General features: G+C 60.5%; 25 protein-coding genes. 5 read left to right on the top strand and 20 right to left on the bottom strand.

Translation table 11 applies throughout. The features are described from left to right. The 4 genes from NPS46_RS09440 to NPS46_RS09425 are packed head-to-tail and all read right to left on the bottom strand — an operon-like array spanning position 1 to position 1,323. Positions 1-375: a TIGR03750 family conjugal transfer protein gene (locus NPS46_RS09440; protein WP_274106460.1), complete on the bottom strand. Its 375-nt coding sequence runs from the start codon at positions 373-375 to the stop codon at positions 1-3. After that, complete coding sequence (locus NPS46_RS09435) at positions 375-725, bottom strand: TIGR03745 family integrating conjugative element membrane protein (protein WP_274106458.1); 351 nt, start codon at positions 723-725, stop codon at positions 375-377. The genes NPS46_RS09440 and NPS46_RS09435 overlap by 1 nt, the downstream gene beginning before the upstream one ends. An 11-nt stretch (positions 726-736) precedes the next feature. Next, complete coding sequence (locus NPS46_RS09430; protein ID WP_274106457.1) at positions 737-970, bottom strand: TIGR03758 family integrating conjugative element protein; 234 nt, start codon at positions 968-970, stop codon at positions 737-739. Beyond that, positions 967-1,323, bottom strand: a complete 357-nt coding sequence (locus tag NPS46_RS09425; RefSeq protein ID WP_274106456.1) for an RAQPRD family integrative conjugative element protein — start codon at positions 1,321-1,323, stop codon at positions 967-969. Before NPS46_RS09425 ends, NPS46_RS09430 begins: the two co-directional genes overlap by 4 nt. Positions 1,324-1,694: 371 nt before the next feature. Between NPS46_RS09425 and NPS46_RS09420 the strand changes: the two genes are divergently transcribed. Genes NPS46_RS09420 through NPS46_RS09410 form a run of 3 tightly spaced genes read left to right on the top strand, consistent with a single transcriptional unit; the run spans position 1,695 to position 3,870 of the window. Further along, entirely contained in the window at positions 1,695-1,991 is a 297-nt protein-coding gene (locus tag NPS46_RS09420) for a helix-turn-helix domain-containing protein (protein ID WP_274106455.1), read from the top strand. After that, positions 1,991-3,274, top strand: a complete 1,284-nt coding sequence (locus NPS46_RS09415) for a type II toxin-antitoxin system HipA family toxin (protein WP_274106454.1) — start codon at positions 1,991-1,993, stop codon at positions 3,272-3,274. The genes NPS46_RS09420 and NPS46_RS09415 overlap by 1 nt, the downstream gene beginning before the upstream one ends. Positions 3,275-3,315: 41 nt before the next feature. After that, complete coding sequence (locus NPS46_RS09410) at positions 3,316-3,870, top strand: hypothetical protein (RefSeq protein WP_274106453.1); 555 nt, start codon at positions 3,316-3,318, stop codon at positions 3,868-3,870. 4 nt (positions 3,871-3,874) lie between these two features. On the opposite strand, the gene NPS46_RS09405 is transcribed toward NPS46_RS09410, so the two are convergent. Further along, positions 3,875-4,039 carry an RAQPRD family integrative conjugative element protein gene (locus tag NPS46_RS09405; protein ID WP_274107108.1) on the bottom strand — a complete coding sequence of 55 codons (165 nt, stop codon included), beginning with the start codon at positions 4,037-4,039 and terminating at the stop codon, positions 3,875-3,877. Positions 4,040-4,136: 97 nt separating this feature from the next. Here NPS46_RS09405 and NPS46_RS09400 point away from each other — a divergent pair, with 97 nt between their 5' ends. Further along, positions 4,137-4,448: a helix-turn-helix domain-containing protein gene (locus tag NPS46_RS09400; RefSeq protein ID WP_274106452.1), complete on the top strand. Its 312-nt coding sequence runs from the start codon at positions 4,137-4,139 to the stop codon at positions 4,446-4,448. Positions 4,449-4,868: 420 nt separating this feature from the next. On the opposite strand, the gene NPS46_RS09395 is transcribed toward NPS46_RS09400, so the two are convergent. Genes NPS46_RS09395 through NPS46_RS09370 form a run of 6 tightly spaced genes read right to left on the bottom strand, consistent with a single transcriptional unit; the run spans position 4,869 to position 10,052 of the window. After that, positions 4,869-5,609 carry a TIGR03747 family integrating conjugative element membrane protein gene (locus tag NPS46_RS09395; protein WP_274106451.1) on the bottom strand — a complete coding sequence of 247 codons (741 nt, stop codon included), beginning with the start codon at positions 5,607-5,609 and terminating at the stop codon, positions 4,869-4,871. After that, a complete protein-coding gene (traD, locus tag NPS46_RS09390) occupies positions 5,609-7,753 on the bottom strand; it encodes a type IV conjugative transfer system coupling protein TraD (RefSeq protein ID WP_274106450.1) in 2,145 nt (714 codons plus the stop codon). Before traD ends, NPS46_RS09395 begins: the two co-directional genes overlap by 1 nt. 4 nt (positions 7,754-7,757) lie before the next feature. After that, the gene (locus NPS46_RS09385) at positions 7,758-8,210 is read right to left on the bottom strand and encodes an integrating conjugative element protein (RefSeq protein ID WP_274106449.1); all 453 of its coding nucleotides are present in this window, start codon (positions 8,208-8,210) and stop codon (positions 7,758-7,760) included. Then, a complete protein-coding gene (locus NPS46_RS09380; RefSeq protein WP_274106448.1) occupies positions 8,189-8,899 on the bottom strand; it encodes a TIGR03759 family integrating conjugative element protein in 711 nt (236 codons plus the stop codon). Before NPS46_RS09380 ends, NPS46_RS09385 begins: the two co-directional genes overlap by 22 nt. Further along, positions 8,896-9,561: a hypothetical protein gene (locus tag NPS46_RS09375; RefSeq protein WP_274106447.1), complete on the bottom strand. Its 666-nt coding sequence runs from the start codon at positions 9,559-9,561 to the stop codon at positions 8,896-8,898. Before NPS46_RS09375 ends, NPS46_RS09380 begins: the two co-directional genes overlap by 4 nt. Continuing rightward, positions 9,558-10,052, bottom strand: coding sequence for a hypothetical protein (locus tag NPS46_RS09370; protein ID WP_274106446.1), 495 nt, complete (start codon positions 10,050-10,052; stop codon positions 9,558-9,560). Before NPS46_RS09370 ends, NPS46_RS09375 begins: the two co-directional genes overlap by 4 nt. Before the next feature lie 367 nt (positions 10,053-10,419). On the opposite strand from NPS46_RS09370, the gene NPS46_RS09365 reads away from it, so the two are divergent. Next, a complete protein-coding gene (locus NPS46_RS09365) occupies positions 10,420-10,728 on the top strand; it encodes a DUF1778 domain-containing protein (protein ID WP_274106445.1) in 309 nt (102 codons plus the stop codon). A 720-nt stretch (positions 10,729-11,448) separates the two neighbouring features. On the opposite strand, the gene NPS46_RS09360 is transcribed toward NPS46_RS09365, so the two are convergent. The 9 genes from NPS46_RS09360 to NPS46_RS09320 all read right to left on the bottom strand — a co-directional run bounded on the left by NPS46_RS09360 (position 11,449) and on the right by NPS46_RS09320 (position 19,523). After that, positions 11,449-11,967, bottom strand: coding sequence for a DUF3158 family protein (locus NPS46_RS09360; protein WP_274106444.1), 519 nt, complete (start codon positions 11,965-11,967; stop codon positions 11,449-11,451). A gap of 3 nt (positions 11,968-11,970) precedes the next feature. Next, positions 11,971-12,708: a PFL_4669 family integrating conjugative element protein gene (locus NPS46_RS09355; protein ID WP_274106443.1), complete on the bottom strand. Its 738-nt coding sequence runs from the start codon at positions 12,706-12,708 to the stop codon at positions 11,971-11,973. A 590-nt stretch (positions 12,709-13,298) separates the two neighbouring features. Beyond that, positions 13,299-13,754, bottom strand: coding sequence for a hypothetical protein (locus tag NPS46_RS09350; protein WP_274106442.1), 456 nt, complete (start codon positions 13,752-13,754; stop codon positions 13,299-13,301). Next, positions 13,751-15,028, bottom strand: a complete 1,278-nt coding sequence (locus NPS46_RS09345) for an STY4528 family pathogenicity island replication protein (RefSeq protein WP_274106441.1) — start codon at positions 15,026-15,028, stop codon at positions 13,751-13,753. Before NPS46_RS09345 ends, NPS46_RS09350 begins: the two co-directional genes overlap by 4 nt. Then, a complete protein-coding gene (locus tag NPS46_RS09340) occupies positions 15,021-15,626 on the bottom strand; it encodes a DUF2857 domain-containing protein (protein WP_274106440.1) in 606 nt (201 codons plus the stop codon). Before NPS46_RS09340 ends, NPS46_RS09345 begins: the two co-directional genes overlap by 8 nt. Then, entirely contained in the window at positions 15,619-17,157 is a 1,539-nt protein-coding gene (locus NPS46_RS09335; protein ID WP_274106439.1) for a ParB family protein, read from the bottom strand. Before NPS46_RS09335 ends, NPS46_RS09340 begins: the two co-directional genes overlap by 8 nt. Before the next feature lie 16 nt (positions 17,158-17,173). Continuing rightward, positions 17,174-17,500: a hypothetical protein gene (locus NPS46_RS09330; RefSeq protein ID WP_274106438.1), complete on the bottom strand. Its 327-nt coding sequence runs from the start codon at positions 17,498-17,500 to the stop codon at positions 17,174-17,176. After that, the gene (gene dnaB, locus NPS46_RS09325; protein ID WP_274106437.1) at positions 17,497-18,846 is read right to left on the bottom strand and encodes a replicative DNA helicase; all 1,350 of its coding nucleotides are present in this window, start codon (positions 18,844-18,846) and stop codon (positions 17,497-17,499) included. The genes NPS46_RS09330 and dnaB overlap by 4 nt, the downstream gene beginning before the upstream one ends. After that, a complete protein-coding gene (locus NPS46_RS09320) occupies positions 18,843-19,523 on the bottom strand; it encodes a hypothetical protein (protein WP_274106436.1) in 681 nt (226 codons plus the stop codon). The genes dnaB and NPS46_RS09320 overlap by 4 nt, the downstream gene beginning before the upstream one ends.

Genomic DNA, 19,523 nt, shown 5'->3' with positions numbered 1-19,523 from the left:
TTAGGTCCTGCGGATGGACCAATGCCCGGCCCGCAGAATCAGCGCAGGATTCGACAGGCCGGTTATCGAGAACAGCGGGGCGAAGGTCGAGCGCGAAACCTGCATTTGCACCCTGCGATAGAGCCAGGTCTGCGAGCGTCCGCGCTTGTAGCGGGCCATGATCCTGCCCGAAATCAGCAGCAGGCCCATGGCGCCGATCAGCAGTCCGCTGGGTGCCACGGCCCACGCGCCGACGGCAATGGCGACGGGGATGCCCAGCATCAGCCCGCCGGTGGCCCCGGCGCCCAGGGCGAGGAACATCTCGAAGGTGGTCAGCCCACGGAAGACCACGGGTGCCTGGTTCAGTCGCTCGGGGAGGAAGTCGATGGTGCTCATCAGAGGATCTTCGAGGCTTCGTTGACCAGCCAGATCACCACGACCAGGATCACCGCCCCGACGGCCATAAAGGTAAAAAACTCCGACCAGTTGGCCTTCTTGGTGCTGACCTCCTGGAACTTGCCGATGCACACCACCGACACCACGATAAAGGCGAGGGTGGCGATCCCAAGGCCGCCGAGTACCGCCGCGTCATAGCCATAATTTTGAAAGATCTTGAGCAGCCCACCGCTTTCCCCCCGGCTGGGTGCTTCGGGCTTGGGCAGTGCGGCGCTCGCTCGTGACGGCAGCAGTCCGGGAGCGCTGATCAGCAGTGAAAGCAACGTGAGGCGGTTCGATGAAAAACGCATGTGAATCCCCATCAGGTAGTGGCGAGAAAAACAACGATGCCGCTCACCAGAGCGAGCCGCAGGGCACCTTTGGCGAATGCCTCGGCGGACAGCGTGCGATTGGCCCAGCCCTTGTACGTGTTGAGCAGGACCCAACTGTTCCACAGCAGCGTGAGGGTGCAGATCAGCAGCATCACGGTGAGCGCGAGGTCGGTGGCCGGGTAACCGGCGCCGGCCTGAAAGGCCGTCTGGAGCTCGGCGTTCACGGGGCATTCCGTTCATTGCGGTACTGACCGTGCAGAAGCCTGCTGTCCCGAGGCTGGGCCCGGGAAGGGCTCAGGTAATGCTCGATGCCCACTGAGACGCGCTGCAGATCGGCGCGCAGGCGCTCGTAGTCAAAGGCAAAGCGGGTGTCGTCCTGATCGGCGACGATGCGGGCCTGGCGTTCGGCCCGATCGACGAGGGTTTCGAGCGTGCCCAACTGCCGGATCACCAGGCTTAATTCGTGCGCTTCCCGAGAAGACTCGGCAGCGGCAGCGGCAGCGGCAGCGGCAGCGGCACCGAAGCTGGGCAGGGCTAATACGACGGCGACGGGCCATAGGCCGAAGGGCGAAGACATGCAGCGGTACCCGGGACGTGAATGAGGGGTACAGACTTGTTCATGTTTCAATCACTCGGAACAGGCAAATCATTCTGGGCGCGGGGAGAGTTAGGCTTCGATTTTTTCAGGGGCCTGAGGGGATTACCGGCGCCTTAAAGTCGTAGGTGCCGGCTTGTTTGCCTGTCCTGGACATACGCCGCAAGAGTTTAAAGGGTCATAAGTGACCTTTTGCGGCCTGTTTCTCTCTAATAATGGTCATATACAACCATTTATGTGGATCTGCGTGGTGTTGGCTATGCTTAATAATGGTCATATGTGACCTTAATAGATCTATTTTTTGCTATAATTGGTCATATATAGACATTATCGAGATACTGAGAGGCCAGGCCGTGTCATTCATGCACCTGCTCTATTCACCTGCTGAAGTGGCTCGGGAGGTCGGCAAAAATGCGAAAGCGTTACGCCTCTCGAAGAATCTGTCCCGAAAGACGCTTGCCGAGAGGTCGGGGGTTTCGGAGTCGACGATCAAACGATTCGAGATGACAGGTACTGTGACTTTAGAGGCGTTGATTCTGATGGCCACCGCGCTCGATGAATTGTCATCCGTGACCAGGCTCTTCAAGCCTGAGCAACCCAATTCATACGAAGAATTGAAGAATGCCAAGCGCAAGCGAGGGATGAAGTAATGTCAAAAGAGCTCAAACACATTGACGCTCTTACCGTCTTCAAAGGCGGTATCAAGGTTGGAGAGCTCTTTAGAGCCGAAGGCAAGGGGATCTATTTCACCTACGATCCTGGTTGGCTCGCGACCGGATTCAACTTATCCCCGTGGACGATGAAGTGGGATGACAAGCCGCAGTTGGCTAAAGATACGAGTCTCTTCGACGGGCTCCATGGGCCGTTCGCCGACTCTTTGCCAGATGGCTGGGGTATGTTGCTGATGGACCGGTTCTTTAACAGCACCTTCGGGGAGGGCACACACCGCATCGTCACTGCACTTGACCGATTGGCCTATATCGGTGACCGAGGCATGGGGGCCTTTGAGTACCAGCCAAAAGCAGAAAAAACAGAGCTGATCGGTCCTGTGAGCCTCTGTCAGCTCTACGAAGCTTCCATTGACGTGCAGCAGGGTGAAACCCCGGTTGTGCTCACCAAACTGCGGCTTGCCGGCGGTTCTCCAGGCGGTGCTCGGCCAAAGGCAATTGTTGCCCTTTCTGCCGGCGGAGAGAATGCCATGTCGGCTTTTGGGCCTCTTCCAGAAGGCTATGCGCACTGGATCGTGAAGTTCAGGGCTTTGCACGAACCCGCTGAAACCGGGGGGATTGAGTTTGCCTATGCTGAAATGGCCAGAGATGCTGGTGTGGCGATGGCCGAGTCGAGAATCCTGAACATGACGATGCCTGACAGGACGGTTGAGAACTTCTTCGCGACCAAGCGGTTTGATCGAAACGGCGACCTGAAGATACACATGATGACTGTATCGGCGCTCATGTATGCCAACTACCGTACCCTCTCGTCCATCGACTATCCCAACCTGCTGAAGCTCACCTGGATGATGACGAAGAGTTCTAAGGAGGTGGAGAAGATGGCCAGGTTGATGATCTTCAATGCTCTTTCGCACAATCACGATGACCATGCCAAAAACTTTGCCTTCCTCTGCCATGAACCTGTGAAACCTGGTGAGAAAGAAACCTGGGTTCTGGCTCCCGCATATGATTTGACGTTCTCAAATGCCATGGGTGAGCACACTACTGACTTCGGTGGCCGCAGCCCGGGCAAGCCGACCAGGAAAAGGATCATGGAGATTTGTAGCGATTACAAATACCTCAACGCTGAGGAGTACATTGAACAGACCCTTGCCGCACTATCCCAGTGGAAGATGGTGTTCACCCGGTTAAAGATCCCTCATAGGGCTGGGGAGGGCATCTTCAATGTCCTAGATAAGCTGCACGTAGACTTCGAGAAGTAGGATCGGCGTAAGCCATCTGGTGGGCAGGGAGGCAAAAATCAATGGTCAGCGAGTTTCTTGCTCAAAAAATCAGTGAGATTGAGTCTGCGAGGCTTCCCAAAAGCCTCTATGGATACATCTATTCCGTAGGCAAGGATCGTCAAGATTTCACCGACTATGGTGAGTGGCAGCAATACTGTGTGCTGTACAAGGCAATGGTTGCTCTTCAGGGGCAGGAAGGGTTTGCGACATTAGCCGCCCGCGTCATTGCATTTGTAGAAAAGGCCAAACCAAAGCCAGGTCCAATCACTCCAAAGCCGGCTCTGCGGCTTGCCAAGAAAGAGCGGCGCCGTTTGAGGCGTCAGGAAGGCTCGAGCAAATCAGAACGTCATCTGGCAAAGGATCTGCGTAGAGCAAAGCCAACACCCAGCGAGTCAATCAGGGCTTGGAACGCTTCGCCAAAAATTGGCCTCGGTATCGAAAGCACCCTGCCACCTTCGCCCAAAGCCAGACGCGACCAAGTGAAATTGGATGCTCACACGAGCCCTCAGCAGCAGAACGATCCGTCGCATGTTTTGTACGTCGCCGGATGGTCATTGGCGCAGGACGAAAGCTAGAACTCTACCTCCTGCGTATTCGGTACCGGCCGTGCAGAAGCCTGCTGTCCCGAGGTAGGGCCCGGGAAGGGCTCAGGTAATGCTCGATGCCCGCCGAAACGCGCTGTAGATCGGCGCGATCGACGGGGTTTCGAGCGTGCTTAACTGCCGGATCAGCACCGCGCAACATGCCAGTGGTGCGTTGGTTGCCCTGCTGATCTACGGCAAAGGGGTCACCGAGAACATACCACCGTATATCCTGCGCAAAATCGCAAAGGAGATGAATCATGCCCATGACTGAAAAAGAGCTCTTGGCTCGTGATGCCAAACGCAACCTCGGCGAAGAACTGCTGGCCGCCATCATCGATGTCAAAGCTGGCCGCCACGGCGAAGTGCACACAGTCGAAGTCACCGAAGCAGCCGAAGCTCGTAGCAAGACAGGGTTGTCTCAACCGCAGTTCGCCCAGTTGCTAGGGGTGTCGGTGCGTACGCTTCAGGAATGGGAACAGGGCCGTCGATCGCCCTCTGGTGCCGCACGCTCGCTGTTGCATATCGCTGCGTTGCGGCCAGATGTTTTTAGGGATGTGCTGGCGGGGTGAGACGTCTATAGAGAATGGGGATTCGCCCCCCGTCTCTGATCCAGAACCTCACGCAGGCAGCAGCCCCGGTGCCCTGTTAGGCCGAGCTAACGACCTGTGTTGCATGGGCGTTGCCAGAAGCAACAGAACCCCGCCGTCAGGGCATAGCCGACTGAGCCCCCGCCCGCCTCGCTGCCCGTCGGGCCGCTATGTACCCCTCTGAGCAGGACTTGGACGCTGACCAGTTCCCAGCCTTGGCGGCCCATGCCGGCCAGCATGCCGGGCGCGTGTGCAGTCTGCAGAAAGGCTTCGATATCGGGCCTGACCGGCAAGGGCGATTCGCGTCTAAAGAGCCATCGGCCTTCGTGTACCGATTGATAATCCACAGGGATAAAGGTGGCGGTATGTTCGAAGGTCGGCATAACGGGGCCTCGCGGATGATCAGAGGTATTTCTTGAAAGACCCGGCGGCAATCGAGATGGCCAGGCCCAGCAGCATGGCGCAGGGCAGCAGGATCCAGTTGGGGTGCAGGGAAAACGGCAACGAGAGGTAGATGATCCAGGCCGAGAAGAACAGCGGCCCGATGGCGCGCTTGGCATGGTGGTAGACGAAGCCGGACTCGCGGCCGGCGCCGAAGCGCCGCAGATCTCGGCGCACCAAACCGTCGACAAAGCCCGTCAAGGCGGCCATGGCGAACAACGGCAGGGTAAGGGACAAAATGACCAGTCGTACCAGGAAGGTCAGGGTGACGTAGATCGTCGCCAGCAGATAATTTTCCAGGGTACGAAACAGCCGGAAGCTGTAGCGCTGCCAGCGTGGCGCATCGGCGGGTGGTGTCCGGGCTGCCTGAACAAAGTCGATAAAGCCGCTCTTCACGAAGAGCAGTTCATAGGCCGTGGCGATCAAATATTGCGCAGCCTGCACGGGGTCGGCGTGCAGCAGGCTGCGGGTGAAGTCCCGAGACAGCCAACCCAGTTCGGCCTCGAGCATGTCCTGGCTGTGGCGGTAGCCCTGTTCCGGCCAGAGCAGCGCGATGCCGATCCATTCAATGATCAGGCTCAGCAGCAGCGAGCCCGCCAGTACAAACAGGGCAGTTTTGAACGTGTGGAAAACCGCCGCGAGGCCGCGCGGATCCTCCTTCACAACGGCCCGACTGGGTTGAGCGTTGCTGTGATCGGCCATCAGTGGTCGTCCTGCGGGGCATCGGGCGGGTCGCGCTGTTCGGGCAGCGCCGTGCCATGCCACCACTGCTCGCTGGTGCGGTAGTTACGGCGCATGGAGCTGGCAAGCTGGGCCAGGCTTGCCGGCACCAGCTCGTCGGCGTCGGCGGCTGGCAGGGGCATGCGGATTTTCCACAACTGGCCGCCTTCAAGCAGGGCAAAGGCCTGGCCCTTGGGTAGACGAACAATGGCGGACGGTTCGATCATCGGCACGCTGACCGAGCTGACCCGGTCCTGGGTGCTGGACGTGAAGTCAGTGGCGCTGGAAGGGTCCGAGGAGTCCGTGGCCCCGGACACCAGGGTGGTGGTGTGCACTTCGACCTTGGGCAGTTGCCGGGTCAGCAGCTCGGCCGTGGCGGTCTCGCGCACGCGCAGCATGATCAGGGTGTTGAAATTGCCGATCACCTGCCCGGCCTTGGCCCGGTTGCCCAGGCGGGCTTCGATGTCGCTCAGGGTCTGGGTATAAGCCGTGACTTGCATACCGGCGCCGCCACCCTTGTTGATCAAGGGGATGAATTCCTCGCCCATCAGTTCGTTGAATTCATCGCAGTGCAGGTTGATCGCGACCTTGGCGCACCGGTCCCCAGGAAGGCCATCGTCGATGCCGTGCTTGTAGATATGCCCGGCCACCGAAACCAGATCGGCAAACATCGAATTGCCCACGGCAGAAGCCACTTCGGCATCGCTGAGGGCGTCGAGGCCGACGTAGACGATCCCGCGCTTGCGGATGACCTGCTGCCAATCGAAGATCGGCCGCGGATCCTCCAGATCGCTGTAGTCCGGGGTCAGCAGCTGCGCAACCTTGCCCGAGGTGAGTTTCTCCAGCAACGGCAGCAGAGAGGCGACGATCTTGTCGAAGTAGGTGCGGTCATAGCGCACAGCGGAGCGCAGGCCGTCCATCACCGGGTCGTGGATCTTCATCTGCGCCAGATACTGCTCGATCGCCACCACGCGTTTGTCCCGACCCTGCATGGCGCGTGGGGTGTTCTTGTCGTTGAGCCCGCCCTCGATTGCAACGATATGATCCCAGGCCCGCGGGTCCTGGCGGGCGAAAAAACTGCGGGCGTATTCCACGAACAGCTCGTCGATATTGATCACGTCGCGGGCAATCATCATGTAGTCCGGCCGCTGCCCCAGCTCATTGCGGGCCCGGGCAATGATATTGACGAAACGCCAGGCGAACTCCTTGAACGCGGCATTGCTGCCTTCCCCCGCCAGTTGGCCGGCAATGCGCGACGCAACTTCCGAAATGCGCCCGAAGCGGCCGATGGCGTTGTAGCGTGCTGAGATGTGCGGCCAGCCCAGGTGGAACAGGTAGAAGCTGTCCAGCCGCCCGGCCCGGCGGGCTTCGGCGTACATGCGCAGCAGCAGGTCGGCATCGCCCTTGGGGTCGAAGACAATCACCACCTCATGCTCCGAACCCTGCTCGGTTGAGTGGCGACGGCGGATATCCTGAGTCAAGAACAGCTCGGCCAGGCGGGTTTTGCCGACGCGGGTGGTGCCCTGGACCAGCGTGTGGCCGACCCGTTCGCCCAGCGGGATCTCGACGTTTTCCTCGTTGGGCTCCAGACCGTGAAGAATCGCCGAGCCGCCCACCGCTGGCAGCGGACGCACGGGATTCAGCACGCTGTCCCGGCTCAGGGCATTGCGCAGTGTGCGGGCGACGGCCTCGGGCAGCCAGCGCGTGCCTTCGCGGTCGAGATGGCGTTCCAGATGGCGTGCGGCGCGATAAAGGTTTCCCGGATGGATGTAGCGTGCGACTTCCGGGCGCTGGCTGCTGTACAGACGCTGGGTGTGTTTCTGCTCCCAGAGAAATCCCTTGCCGACAAACAGCGTGCTGCAACTGACCGGCACCTGGCGGCTGCTCATCGCATAACGTGGCAGGCGGCGGATATTGCGCTGGTAGATCAGCACTTCCAGGGCCTCGCGAAAGCGCTGATAGGCCAGCAGAACAAAGGCCACGGCCATGCCCAGGCCGATGCTGGGCGTCAAGGCCACCGACCAGGGGGCGAACAGGCACAGGGAGGCGCAGGTCAGGCTGGTGAGGCTGGTATAGAGCTCGACCGGTGGGCGCAGCAGCGCTTCGATCACGTGGGTTCTGGCCATGGCGTTACTGCTCGATACGTGAGGCAGTGATCAAGGCGGGGTAATGCTGCAGGGTCAGGCGACTGGCCAGGTCGTCGCCCGGGATCGGTAGCACCGCGAGTCCGCCGGCCGCCTGGCGCAAGCGCTCCAGCCCTTCGCGGTCGGCGACATTCACGGCCCAGCCGATGGCGCCGAGCCTTTGCAGATGGGGTTGATGACGGGCCAGCCACTCCAACGACAACAGATCATCACCCACCAGAAACAGCGGGCTGATCAGCCCGACTAAGCGAATTGCGCGCGACTTCACGAGGCCCGGTGTCAGGCCGGGGCTGACCACCGGCAGCATATCGGCCGTGGTGATGGCCGTTGCGCGCGGGAGGCCCGGCGTGGGCGGTGGGGGCTGGGCGGGAAGACGCGGGCTACTCAAGGCGACCAGCACGCCCAGGAGGCCAGCGGTTACAGCGGTACGGGTCGCCATTGGCCGGCCTCCTGGGTGTACGCGCCCGGCAGCACGCCGGCCATGCCCGTCAGCCGAAACCAGCGGCCCTGATCATGGTTCAGCGTGATCGCGCGGGAGCGCACCTTCTGTGCGGGAATGCCGATGCTATCGGCCCAGGCCCGAATCTTCCGATCATCGCCTTGGGTCGCGACTCTATAGATATCCAGGTGGCGGCCCTGCCGGATCAGGTCTTGTACAACGGTGTCGCAGCGTGGGCAGTCCGGGCCGACAAACAGCGCCAGGCGTTGATCGCTGGCGGGAGCTGCAGGACCGTGGACAATCGGCAGCACGCCGGGTGTCAGGCGGGCAAAGGCTTCGTCATAGGCTTTCTGAAAGGCTATTTCGCCTTCGACCCGCCGCAGTTCCTGGCGCACCAGCAACTCGGCATAGCGTCGGCGGCTTTGATCGTCGGTGGCACTGACGCCCAGGGTGGTCAGCGGATCGAGCTGCGGCGACCAGATGCCGCGTGGACCGGCCTTCAGGGTTTTGTACTTCAGCCACTCGGTTGCCGTGAGTTGCCACTGACGGGCCTGTTGTTGCTCGGCTGCGGTCAGCTCGACGGTGGTGGTGTCCTGGGTGGATGAGGAGGCAGTCGGTCCCTGGGCCATGCCCTGGAAGGAAATGCCGACCATCAACAGCAGCAAGGGAAGCAGGCGCCTGGCAGTCATGGCTGATGCATGCCGACAGTGTGGGTCCGGCCATCGACGGAAAAAACCGCCTTGCCGTTGGGTTCGATCCTGAGCAGACGCCAGTCGTCGAAGTGTTCGCCGGTCTTGATCAGACGAAGTTCATCCAGCCGGCTTGCACCCCGAGGGGCGAGCGCGGCAAAGGTTTCGCCGGCACGCGTTTCGAGGCCGACCAGGCTGAAGGGCGGCTGCCGGACTTTGTTGGAACTGGCGGTTGGGCGGCCCGCCGGCTGGGCGGCGACTTTCGACTGCGTGGCCTGGTTGTGCTGATGCTGGAGTTGGCCGATCCGGTTTTCCAGTTCGCTGATCTGGGTTTCGACGAGAAACCTGAGCCCGGCGAGTTCATCGTGCAGGCTGCTCAGTGTTTGAGAGTGCTCACTGGTCTCCGATTGCAGGGCAGACAACGCTGCAAAGCGCGGGTCGTTTGCGTAGGCGTCCAGGCGGCTTTCAAGGGTGTTGGTACGGGTTGAGAGCTCGGCCTGGTCCTGGGTTACCTGAGAGAGCTGTTCGGCATTGAATGCACCGGTCTGTTGCCGCAGCCCGTGATGGCTCCAATGCAGTCCGGCCAGCCACACGATCACCAGGCTTTGCAGCGCAATGCAGACGATGATGAAGCGATTTCGATGCAAGCCGGCCCTGCTCATGGTGCTGTCCGCCCGGCCAGCGCTGCTGGAGCCAGCGGCAGGTACTGCGGATCCAGGTGGTAACAGACGGATCGGCTGACCTCGTCAAATTCGACTTGCCACGCCGGTCCGGCCAGCATCTGCAGAGCGGTGTTCAGTCGCAGTGGGCCGATGGCAAAGTGAGCGGCCGGCAGTTCGCGGCTATAGAGCAACTGGTTTTGCGCGTTCTCGGGGCAGAGCGAATAGCCGGTACGGCTCAGCACATGGCGTATGCCATCGCCTACGGAAGGGGTGAAGTGGCTGGCAATCTTAATTTCAACGATTTGTTCAAGCAGGTTTTCCTGCTCTCTGGTTGGCAGTGTTCGAGTCAGTCGATAACGACCGGTCCGGAGCGTATCGACGGATAAAGCGGTGTCGGGAGAGGGCTCATCGGACACTGTGCCGTGATGTTCAGCAGGGGCGAGAGAAGTCGTAGGCTCAAGAAAGATGCAGCCCGACAAAGTCAGGGCCATGGACGCCATCAGGGGGAGCGCTGAGCGAGACATTACGGGGCTCCTGTTGCAGAGAGCCGGTAGATTCGCGTTCAGCGCGGGGTGTGCTCAATGAGCAACCCTTTCACGGTGGCTGGGTAGTTGCCGCATTCGACGCCGCGCCATCGTGTGCTGTGTATCAATCTGCGTTACGTATAGACATTGGCTACCCCATTTGATTTCTTGGCTTTAGGGCCGTTGAGCCCTCCCGCCGTAAGCGGAAATCGTGGGGCCAAGGGGCCAGATCAGAGGGTGTTCTTATGACTAGCCAAATCAGTTTGGGCATGGCGAAACAAGTCTAACGAGGTCGGAACCGAGAATACCCTCGCAAGAAAACAGGACCTGAGTCATGACCAGTACCTTTGTGCGCGCAAAACCAGCTGCACCGGATAAATCCAAATCCGTCCCGATCAACATGCGGGTCGACTTTAAAAAGCGCGACTTGATCGATGTGGCCGCTGCTATTTTGGGGCGCGATCGGACCAGCTTTATTCTGGATGCTGCTTGCAAGAAAGCAGAGGAAGTCATTCTGGATCAGCGTTCGTTCGTCCTTGCCGACGATGACTTTGACGCGTTCGAACAGGCTTTGGAGTCAAATCCTGCAAGGAGTAACGAATGTCTGCGGCAACTGCTGGAAAGGCCGCCCCGTTGGCGTTGACCGCTGCGCGGACATTGAGTGATGCCCACAATCTAGGCGCATTTGCTTGTGGTGAGGCTTCGATCAACGAATACCTAGTGAAAAAGCCCCTAAGAGCTCAAAGCACCAAAACGGCCACGATCAACAGGTGGTCTGCCTATCCCCGTTCCCGACGAGCGAACTGGAAACATGTGATGAGGCACTGCCTGCCTGTCGCCTCCGCACGCGGGAGGGAAAAGGGTGCCGCACGCTCAGCGCGCAGCAAAGACAAGGCTGACCACCTTGTGTTGGCACGTGCCCCTCGCAAGACAGCGTGCTGACTTCACAACCGACCCTTCTCGTGGCCTGGATCGGAATCAACGGGCGTGCATCCGCACACAAACGGCTCCCGGTAATCGCCGGCGGGTACCGGCTGTGAGTATGGACGCGTGAGCGGCTGTCGTAGCGGCCCCGCAAGTGGACGCTACGGCAACCGCCATCCGCGCCGCTGCAAGGTCAAGCAACTGCCGGCTTGGTCACCGGCAAAAGTGATGAAAACTCCACACCCGATGTAGGGCAACAGAGATCTGCCTTGTCGGGTTTTGCGCCTGTAGCGGAGCGATGCGCGGTTCGGGTTTGGCTATCCCGATGTGCAACTGAGGCACCAGTTGCCAGTGTTTACAGGCGTTTCAGCAAGGTTTTTTAGATTTCGTGTGCCAATGAATTTCTCTACGTCTATCAATAATGGTCGCAATTTAAGTTTTATGTGCTCTTTATCGAGGTCAGATCAGAAACGATCCGCTCGGCGACAGCCAGCCCGGCCAGTCCCTGCCGAGCCTGTTTGATCATCGATTGAACACAGCAAGCCTGCAGGTTGAGGGCGATACGCTGGCGCTCCAGGATCAGCAGATTCTGGCGAGTCTGCGCGCTGGTCAATGGGTCCGAGACCACGTGCTGCCAGAGCCGCGCACCGCTGGCATTGCTGGGTGCATTGCCTAGCGTTCGCCAGCGTAGGTAGAACTGGCCGGAAGGTGCCTTGTGCAATCGCAGGGTCATGCGTTTGTGGGCGACCTGATAGTGCTCGGTCAGGTTGACCAGGTATTTTTGCATGATCAGTAGCTTGTCCTGGGTTTCCCTCGCCAGGTGCGCCAGATCCTCATAGTCCCCCTTACCCTTAAAGGGTTTTAAAAGGCCTTTTAGGGACGGATTGGGCGCCAGGTGCCTGTATAGATCGTGCGCCGACTCCAGAGAGCGTTCGTGGGTCGATGAATGATTGGCCATGGTTTATTGCTCTCCTGGTTCGAGGTCTTCTGGGTGTTCATTGTCGGCATCCTCCATGTGCGGCCCGTGATGCTGTGGCAGCGGTGGCGCGAGGCTAGAGCGTCGGGATCCATCGAGCACGTCGGCCGGCAGTTCACCGAACTTCTCAATCGCTTCGCGTGCCCTGGCATTGCCAATCGACATGTCCTCGCGGGTGACGCCTGCATGCCTGTACTGCTGGGCCAGCCCATAGACGCTGCGAATTTCGCGAGCACCTCGATCAAGCCACTTCTCCATCTGCCGACGTCCCAGCAAAGCGGTGTGGTTGGCCAGGAGAATGCGTCTGGCCAGGGTGTCGAACTCGGTCAGCAGGTACACACCGATATAGCCCAGTTGGCAGTTGATAAAGAGCGGAAGGCTGAGGGGCTGAATATTGAGGTTGTCGGCAATGGTGATGCCGGGCGGGATCTTCGAGAGCTGTTCGTCGACATGGGCGGCCAGCACGCGCATTGCCTGGCGGGCGGCCTCAAGCTTTTCCTCCATGCGGATAAGCCAGTGGTCGGCGTAGGGATCGTTGCTGGCGGCCGCGGACTTCATGTTGTCCATCAGTGAAATGAAACGTGGCATGCCGATGATGCCGTGGGCCGACTTGTCGGCCTGGGGTCGGCGGCCCATCCAGAGCCGGGAGGCGTGATGGGTATGCAGGGTGATGCTCATTCGGCTGCGAAGGCTGCCCAGGTTCAACGCAAAGGTGTCAGCCACGATGTACTCCTTGTCAGGCGGGGTGGTGAACGGTGTGTCGATGGTGTTGGGCGGGGTAGGAGAGGCTCAACTGGAAATCAATTATTGGTCGGGGATCATTTGTGCCGGGAGAGCGCCAGTGTCAGCTGCGGTAGCGCTGTATTTCTGCTGGTGAGGGTGTGCGGGCCGCACAGGTAGCCTGGGGCCGTCAGGGGTGTGCGGGCCGCACAGGTAGCATGAGGCCGTCAGGGGTGTGCGGGCCGCACAGGTAGCTCGGTGCCATCAGGGGGTGTGCGGGCCGCACAGGTAGCCTGGAGCCATCAGGGGTGTGCGGGCCGCACAGGTAGCCTGGAGCCATCAGGGGTGTGCGGGCCGCACAGGTAGCTTGGTGCCATCAGGGTGTGCGGGCCGCACAGGTAGCTCGGTGCCATCAGGGGTGTGCGGGCCGCACAGGTAGCCTGGAGCCATCAGGGGTGTGCGGGCCGCACAGGTAGCATGGAGCCAGTAGGGTGTGCGGGCCGCACACTCCTGCTCAGGCAACTGATGCGCTGGTGTTCCATCCCGGTTTGGCTGGCAGTCGATGGGAGTGGCCGTTGCGGCAAGCCGGGCATTCAGTCGGTGTCCTGGCGGAGTTGCTCAAGTATCTTCTGCGCCAGTTCCCGGGTGCCCAGGTTCGGGGCCTGGCAGGTTGCTTCGACGAATGCCGGGTATTGCTCGTCCAGTTGGAGGACGTCCAGAGCCGAGGCCTGTTCGTCGTAGATGCCGAACAGATGGCCGCTGTCGGTTTCGCCACAGCGAACAATCCAACGTGTCAGGCGCAGCCGGGCAATGACCTGTGCGCAGCGTTCGAAGTCCGCCTTAGGCTGGCTACTCAGCATCCGCGCAAAGGTCTCGGAGTGTTCGATATCGCTGACCACCGAGTGATGGCTGAGGATCCTCATCAGCATCCAGCCTACCTTGTCATCGCTGGTCAGTTGCGGCGAGGCAATAAGCCGGCGGGGGACGATTTCCACGGGGTTACCGAAAAAAATCATGCCACCGACTTCATCCGATTCCGATGTGTTCATGGGGTTTTCTCTCCTGAGTTGTGCGATTTTTCGGGGGTGGCCCGGCCAAGCAACTGGTGGATGGCGCGCAGTTGGGCCGCGACATCAATGGTGCCGGCTTGCTTGGGTCTGTCAGGGGCTTTGGGGGGCGCCGGCGGCGGTTTGCAGGTCGTACCAGGGCTGCCCTGGGCTGCCGTGCTCTGGGTGATCTTGAGTTCGCCTCGTTTCGCCTTGCCGATCAGGCCCATCAGGTAGGCGCTCAGATTGCGAATACCGGATTTTCGAGCGACGGCTTCGTCGAGCAAGGGTTGGCGAAGTTCGGGATCGAGGGTGCACAACTGACGCTCAATCGCCGCCCGTTCGGCAGGATTGAGGGGCAGCTCGGACCAATCGAGAGGTGCCTCGCGCCCGCGCGTTGTACGTACGCTTTTACTAACATCTGTAAGTAAAGTACGTACTGTACCCGGCGCGGGTGAGCCTAAATCTGTGGGCGGCTCAGTAAAGCCGGGGCTTTCAGGCGGTTTTTCGGTGTCTTTTCGAAAATCGAACTGGGGCCTGTTTTCCCGAGTTCGATTTTCGTTTGCGCGGTTTTTGAGATTCGAACTCTGTGCAAGGGTGCCGGTTCGATTTTCGTCGGGGCGGGCGCGGTGCTTGGGCTGCGGTGTTCGCTTGCGAGGCTTTTTCTTGAGTGCGTGATCGCCCAGGCGCTGTTCGAACAATTCCAGTTGGTTGATGAGGTAGAGCGCTTTTGGATCGCTCTTGAGCGTCTGGAACACGGCTTCTGCAGTTTTCCTGACGGCTTGATGAGCATGGCTTTTGCACTTGCTGACAAAGCTGACGTAATTGAGATCGAGGCTGACGGTATCCGCGATCGAGCAGGGTTCGTCATGCAGGGCATAGAGGTTGCCGATCATTCGCCCGTTGCGGGTGTTGCGCGCCCGATGGCACAACGTGAGCCATCGGGTGAGGCGCAGAATGAACACCACACGATTGACCGTACCGCGCGATGCACTGCTACGGCCCGCCTGCCCGGAGAGCAACTGTTGCAGGTCGTCGTAAGACGGAAATGAGGTTTCCCGGTCCTGGCTGGCGAGCATGCGAAAGGCCATCCAGCCCACTTTATCCACAGGCGAGAGCTGTTTATCCAAAAGCAGGCGCCTAGGGGTGGCTTCCATGGCGTTGCCAAAAAACAGCAAACCGCCCAGGCCGTCGTCGCGGGTGCCAGCCTCTCGTTCGTTGGCGCGTTGGACCAGTTGCCCGCAGGCACGGCCGATCATGGCTTCGAGATTACTCATGGGTCGAACTCTTCGCAGATTTGCGCCGCTTGCGGACAGCGCCTTGGGGATACCAGGACTTCAGCAGATCCCAGATGGCGGCCAGCGAAAGTCTGGTTTCCTCGGCTAGCAGGATCATGAGATCCAGGCCGGCGAGGCTGTCGAAATCACCGGGGTTGATGCCGGCGTTCTCGGTCAGGCTTTTCCAGCGATGCCAGGCACTGGCCGAGTCCTGTTCGCCGGGCTGGGGGATGCGTCCGGCCTTGACGTTCAAGCCCATGATGCGGCGGCGTGCGCTGACCTCTTCGGATGACACGCCGAAGTAGGTCATCATCATGTGAATGCTGGCGCCGTGATTGATTGCGCGCTGGATCAGCGTCTGCCTTTCGTTTTCGGCCATCACGCGCTCGAACGAGCGAGCCAGCATTTCGTGGTCGATGCTGATGGTGATGAACGGCACGGTCATGTTCAGCAAATGCGCCGTGCTTTCCACCGACATTTGCGACAGCACATTGAGCTCTTCATGGCGGAAGCCCAGCTCCAGGCAGCGTCGGATATTGCCGCTGCGCAGGTGAGTCATGACCTGGCGGATGATGGCGTGATTGATCGGGTCACTCATGAGGTACTTCCTCAACGATTGCGTGGAGAGCTCGCACGAGCCGAATCAGGCGAAATAGCTTGATCAGCACGTCGTCGGGCAGGGCCCTGGTCAGTGCCAGTTCCAGTAGTTCCGGGGCGATGGGGGCTTCACAGTTCCCCGTCAGCATGGCGAGCAGCGTCCATATCGCCTCGGCCGATGCGTCGCGAAACCGCTTGGGTCGCGTCATGCGGTAGCCGATACCTTCCTCGAGCGCTCGGGTTGAACCCTGGCACTCCGCCAGATCTGCCCACTCGCTCAGCTCCATGGCCAGCAGATCGATCTGATGGCGCATGACGTCTGGATACAGGTGTTGCGGGTAGATCAGCCAGATGTCGTGGACTTTGGTCCCGTCACCCGACATGACCGGCAGCGATTCGGTATCGGCGTAGCAGATTGGCTCAGGGGGTTGCGGCGCCGGATCTTCTGGCGGGCTTGCTGCCGGTGGCGGCGCTGCAGGCTGCTCGGCCGGCATTGAAGCGGAGGGCTGCGAATCTGGAACCGAGGCCGGTTCTGGTTGCTGCGGATTGGCCGGGGTGTGCGGGGTGTCGAGAGGTATGGACAGGATGGGTGGCGCCGCGGGCGGCGCCGTGTTGATGACTTCAGGCTGGGGAGCTGCGGGGGCTTTGAGGCAGTCCATTTCCAGCAGTATCAGCTCGTAGCTGACGCCGTTCGGGCGCAGTTCTTCGGTCATCATGCCCACCAGTTCGTCCTGTGCATGTTGCAGCACATAACTGCGGGGCTCGGCGTCGAAGTGCGCCAGCGCATCGGCGAATACCTGGGCGAAGGGCTTGGCGTGAGGGGGCGAGCCTTTCTCTTTCAGCAGCTTGTTCCAGGCGGCCTCTGTCAGCGCGCGTAGTGACAGCAGCTTCTGTGCGGCATCGACGCCCATTCCGTCCCAGAGGATATTGGGGATACAGGGAAACAAGAGTTGTAGGGTTTGATCCATCTTGTTGATGTGCGTGCGGCTTACCGGATAGCCCTCGGCGCTCAGTCGGCGGGCCAGTTCGGCCTGGCTTATCGGTTGGTTTTCCTGCTGTTCGTAAAGCTCTCGGGTTTTGTTCACGGCCAGGCATCGCTCGACCCACAGCAGATTGCCGCGTAGATCGTTTTCGGCCATATGCCCGGTCAGCGCGCGGATCTCTCCTGCCCAGGGCTGGAACAGGCAGCGGATGCGAAAAAAACGTTCGTCGCGGGTTTCCTTCCACAGGTCATTGAGAATCTGCAGGCGGGTATTTCCGCCGTTGTGAATGATGAAAAGGGCTTCGCCGGGGCGGCGTGACACGGCCGGTGTGTCGTCCAGGCCGCGCGCGCGAATCGAGGCTTTGAGCTCTTCGTACCTGGGATTCTGCTGATGCCGTGGGTTCAACTCGTAGGGCTTGAGCTGATCCAGGGTCAACTCCATGGGAGTGGGTTCCAGGGGATCGGATACGGCCGAGCTCTGCGGCCCGGCCGGGGTGAAGTTGCCCCGTAACAGTTGGGCGCGGGTATCGGGTCGAAATGCCTTTGGCATGGTCATTTCCTTTGCATCAGAATTCCGCTGGGCAAGATGCGGGGCCGTCGCCGTCGCACTTTTGGAATCGGGTGGCCTGGCCGCTGCTGCCATTCAGTCGCCCGGATTCGGCGCGGCGGAAAAAGGCCGCGTTCTTGTGCAGCCCTAGCTCATGAGCCTTGCTGAAAACGGAGCGGCTGGTGCGTTTGAACAACCGAGCCAGCACGTGATTGGAGGTGGCGGGGTAGAGCTCTCGCAATAGCCTGACCTCATTGGTTTTCCAGGGCTTTCGGCGGGTAGAGGGCTCGACCGCAGGTGTCTGCGATTGAACGGGGTTGGGCTTGGCTGGGTGGATGAGGTTCATGGACGGACTCCTGTTGCCAGGTGGCCGGGAGCCAGCGGTGCGAAGCGGGTCTGGCTGGCTATGTAGGCTGTGCGGGCCGTGCCTGTCGGGCCGTTGCGGTGCTTGCCGATGATGAGCTCGGCGATGCCCGCAAGCTCGGTTTGCGGGTGATAAACCTCGTCGCGGTAGATGAACATGATCACGTCTGCGTCCTGCTCAATGGCGCCGGACTCGCGCAGGTCGGCGTTGACGGGGCGTTTGTTTGGGCGTCTTTCCAGCTCGCGGTTCAGTTGCGAGAGCGCGATCACCGGGCAGTTGTGCTCCTTGGCCAGGGCCTTGAGTGCGCGGGAGATCTCGCCGATCTCCAGGGTGCGGTTCTCCATGGCGGGGCAGTGCATCAATTGCAGGTAGTCGACCAGAATCAGTGCCGGCGGCCCGAACCGTCGGGCGGCGCGGCGGGCCCGAGCGCGCAGGGTTGTCGGGGAGAGGCTGGCGGAGTCATCGATCATCAGCCGGTCGGCGACCTGCTGCAGCTGCGCCACGGCAGCCGAAAGCCTGCTCCAGTCCTCATCCTCAAGACGGCCCTTGAGCAGTTGCCCCAGGTCGATATGGCCGATGCCCGCGAGCAGGCGGTAGATCAATTTGTCCGCCGGCATTTCGAGGCTATAGATCTGCACGCTATGCCCGGGCTTGGCGTGCAGGGCCGGAATCACCCAGTTCATGGCCAGCGCGGTTTTGCCCATGGACGGGCGGCCGGCCAGGATGATCAGGTCGGCGGGTTGGAAGCCGCCGGTCATTTCATCCAGCTCTGGCAGCCCGCTGGAGAGGCCGGTCAGGGCTTCACCGGAATTGAAGTTGTCATCGATCTGATCGATGACCTGCCCGAGCAGGTCGCCGATCCGACTGAACTCGGCGCTGCCGTTGTGCTGTCCGAGCGCAAAAAGTGCCTGGTCGGATTGCTCGTGGATGTCCAGGGCACAGGCATTGGGTCGCGAGGCGCTGCGGATCTGTTCATGGCCCAGGGTGATCAGACGACGCAGATGACTTCTGTCCGCCACCACTCGGGCATAGGCCTCTATGTTGGCAACCGAGGGCGTGTTCTTTGCCAGCTCGACAAGGTAGTCGAGCCTGGCGGCTTGGGGTGTGCCGGCCAGGGCTTCGCTGATGGTGATGACATCGAAGGGCTCCTGTCGGTTGGCCAGGGTCGAGATGGCGTCGAAGATCAGCCGATGTTCACTGCGATAGAAGTCTGCGCAGGTGAGGGTGTCGGCGATCAGGTCCCAGGTCTGGTTGTCCAGCATCAGTCCGCCGAGCACGCCCTGTTCGGCTTCCAGGGAGTGCGGGGGGAGGTGGTAGTTGTGGCTCATGGCGCCTCCTGAGCATTGGCGCGGGACAGGGCGGCGGCCCAGGTTTCCAACAGCGGTGCTTCGCTGTCGAGAACCGTTGGTGTCAGGGTGGTGATAAGGCTGTGTAGCGCTGCCAGTTGCCTGCGTAGATCGGCACCGGGTGCGGTGATGGCGTGGTGAATAGCTTCCAGGCATTCAGCCCGCAGGTGTTGGATCTGGTCGCCGAGACGTTCCGGGTCCTGGGCGCGTTTCAGAAGATCGCTGGAAAATTCGCTGCGTGAGTAGAAGTCGTGAAGCATTCGGGCGCGATGCAGAATCAGGGCGAGCTTCACGACGTTCAGTTGGAGGGGAACGGTTTCCAGCAGTAGGGGAAAGTCCCGGTTGACCAGGGACCAGCCGAGGTTGCGGCGTTCGCGCAGCACTCTGCTCGGCTGTCTTTCGCTGCGCTGTTTCTTCTGGCGTGCAAGCTTGATGCGCTGGCTGATGGTTCGTATCAGCCGACCGGTTTGTTCCAATTGGCTTCTTTCATCATGGCCGAGCAGGGGCGTCAGAAGGCTTTCGCTTCTGGCAAGGCGGCCCAGTTCGTTGGCGGTCGTGGTGAGCCGGGCCTGGTAGCCCTGCAGTTGCCGGGTGCTGAAGTAGCGGGTGACCTCAAGCATCTTGTCGGCAGAAAGAGACGAGGGAAGTCTTCGATTCAT

The organism is Pseudomonas putida (assembly GCF_028682395.1).
Lineage (GTDB): Bacteria > Pseudomonadota > Gammaproteobacteria > Pseudomonadales > Pseudomonadaceae > Aquipseudomonas > Aquipseudomonas putida_AB.
The sequence above is the reverse complement of the archived record's forward strand: the minus strand, read 5'-3'. Positions and strand labels throughout refer to the sequence as shown.

Coding starts and splice junctions, on each gene's coding strand:
- NPS46_RS09345 (WP_274106441.1), bottom strand. CDS start 15,028: ATGAGTAATCTCGAAGCCATGATCGGCCGTGCCTGCGGGCAACTGGTC.
- traD (WP_274106450.1), bottom strand. CDS start 7,753: ATGGCCAGAACCCACGTGATCGAAGCGCTGCTGCGCCCACCGGTCGAG.
- NPS46_RS09405 (WP_274107108.1), bottom strand. CDS start 4,039: ATGTTGCGCGGTGCTGATCCGGCAGTTAAGCACGCTCGAAACCCCGTC.
- NPS46_RS09365 (WP_274106445.1), top strand. CDS start 10,420: ATGACCAGTACCTTTGTGCGCGCAAAACCAGCTGCACCGGATAAATCC.
- NPS46_RS09415 (WP_274106454.1), top strand. CDS start 1,991: ATGTCAAAAGAGCTCAAACACATTGACGCTCTTACCGTCTTCAAAGGC.
- NPS46_RS09335 (WP_274106439.1), bottom strand. CDS start 17,157: ATGCCAAAGGCATTTCGACCCGATACCCGCGCCCAACTGTTACGGGGC.
- NPS46_RS09370 (WP_274106446.1), bottom strand. CDS start 10,052: ATGGCCCTGACTTTGTCGGGCTGCATCTTTCTTGAGCCTACGACTTCT.
- NPS46_RS09340 (WP_274106440.1), bottom strand. CDS start 15,626: ATGAGTGACCCGATCAATCACGCCATCATCCGCCAGGTCATGACTCAC.
- NPS46_RS09425 (WP_274106456.1), bottom strand. CDS start 1,323: ATGTCTTCGCCCTTCGGCCTATGGCCCGTCGCCGTCGTATTAGCCCTG.
- NPS46_RS09380 (WP_274106448.1), bottom strand. CDS start 8,899: ATGACTGCCAGGCGCCTGCTTCCCTTGCTGCTGTTGATGGTCGGCATT.
- NPS46_RS09330 (WP_274106438.1), bottom strand. CDS start 17,500: ATGAACCTCATCCACCCAGCCAAGCCCAACCCCGTTCAATCGCAGACA.
- NPS46_RS09410 (WP_274106453.1), top strand. CDS start 3,316: ATGGTCAGCGAGTTTCTTGCTCAAAAAATCAGTGAGATTGAGTCTGCG.
- NPS46_RS09440 (WP_274106460.1), bottom strand. CDS start 375: ATGAGCACCATCGACTTCCTCCCCGAGCGACTGAACCAGGCACCCGTG.
- NPS46_RS09385 (WP_274106449.1), bottom strand. CDS start 8,210: ATGGCGACCCGTACCGCTGTAACCGCTGGCCTCCTGGGCGTGCTGGTC.
- NPS46_RS09435 (WP_274106458.1), bottom strand. CDS start 725: ATGCGTTTTTCATCGAACCGCCTCACGTTGCTTTCACTGCTGATCAGC.
- NPS46_RS09400 (WP_274106452.1), top strand. CDS start 4,137: ATGCCCATGACTGAAAAAGAGCTCTTGGCTCGTGATGCCAAACGCAAC.
- NPS46_RS09395 (WP_274106451.1), bottom strand. CDS start 5,609: ATGGCCGATCACAGCAACGCTCAACCCAGTCGGGCCGTTGTGAAGGAG.
- NPS46_RS09360 (WP_274106444.1), bottom strand. CDS start 11,967: ATGGCCAATCATTCATCGACCCACGAACGCTCTCTGGAGTCGGCGCAC.
- NPS46_RS09320 (WP_274106436.1), bottom strand. CDS start 19,523: ATGAATCGAAGACTTCCCTCGTCTCTTTCTGCCGACAAGATGCTTGAG.
- NPS46_RS09375 (WP_274106447.1), bottom strand. CDS start 9,561: ATGAGCAGGGCCGGCTTGCATCGAAATCGCTTCATCATCGTCTGCATT.
- dnaB (WP_274106437.1), bottom strand. CDS start 18,846: ATGAGCCACAACTACCACCTCCCCCCGCACTCCCTGGAAGCCGAACAG.
- NPS46_RS09350 (WP_274106442.1), bottom strand. CDS start 13,754: ATGAACACATCGGAATCGGATGAAGTCGGTGGCATGATTTTTTTCGGT.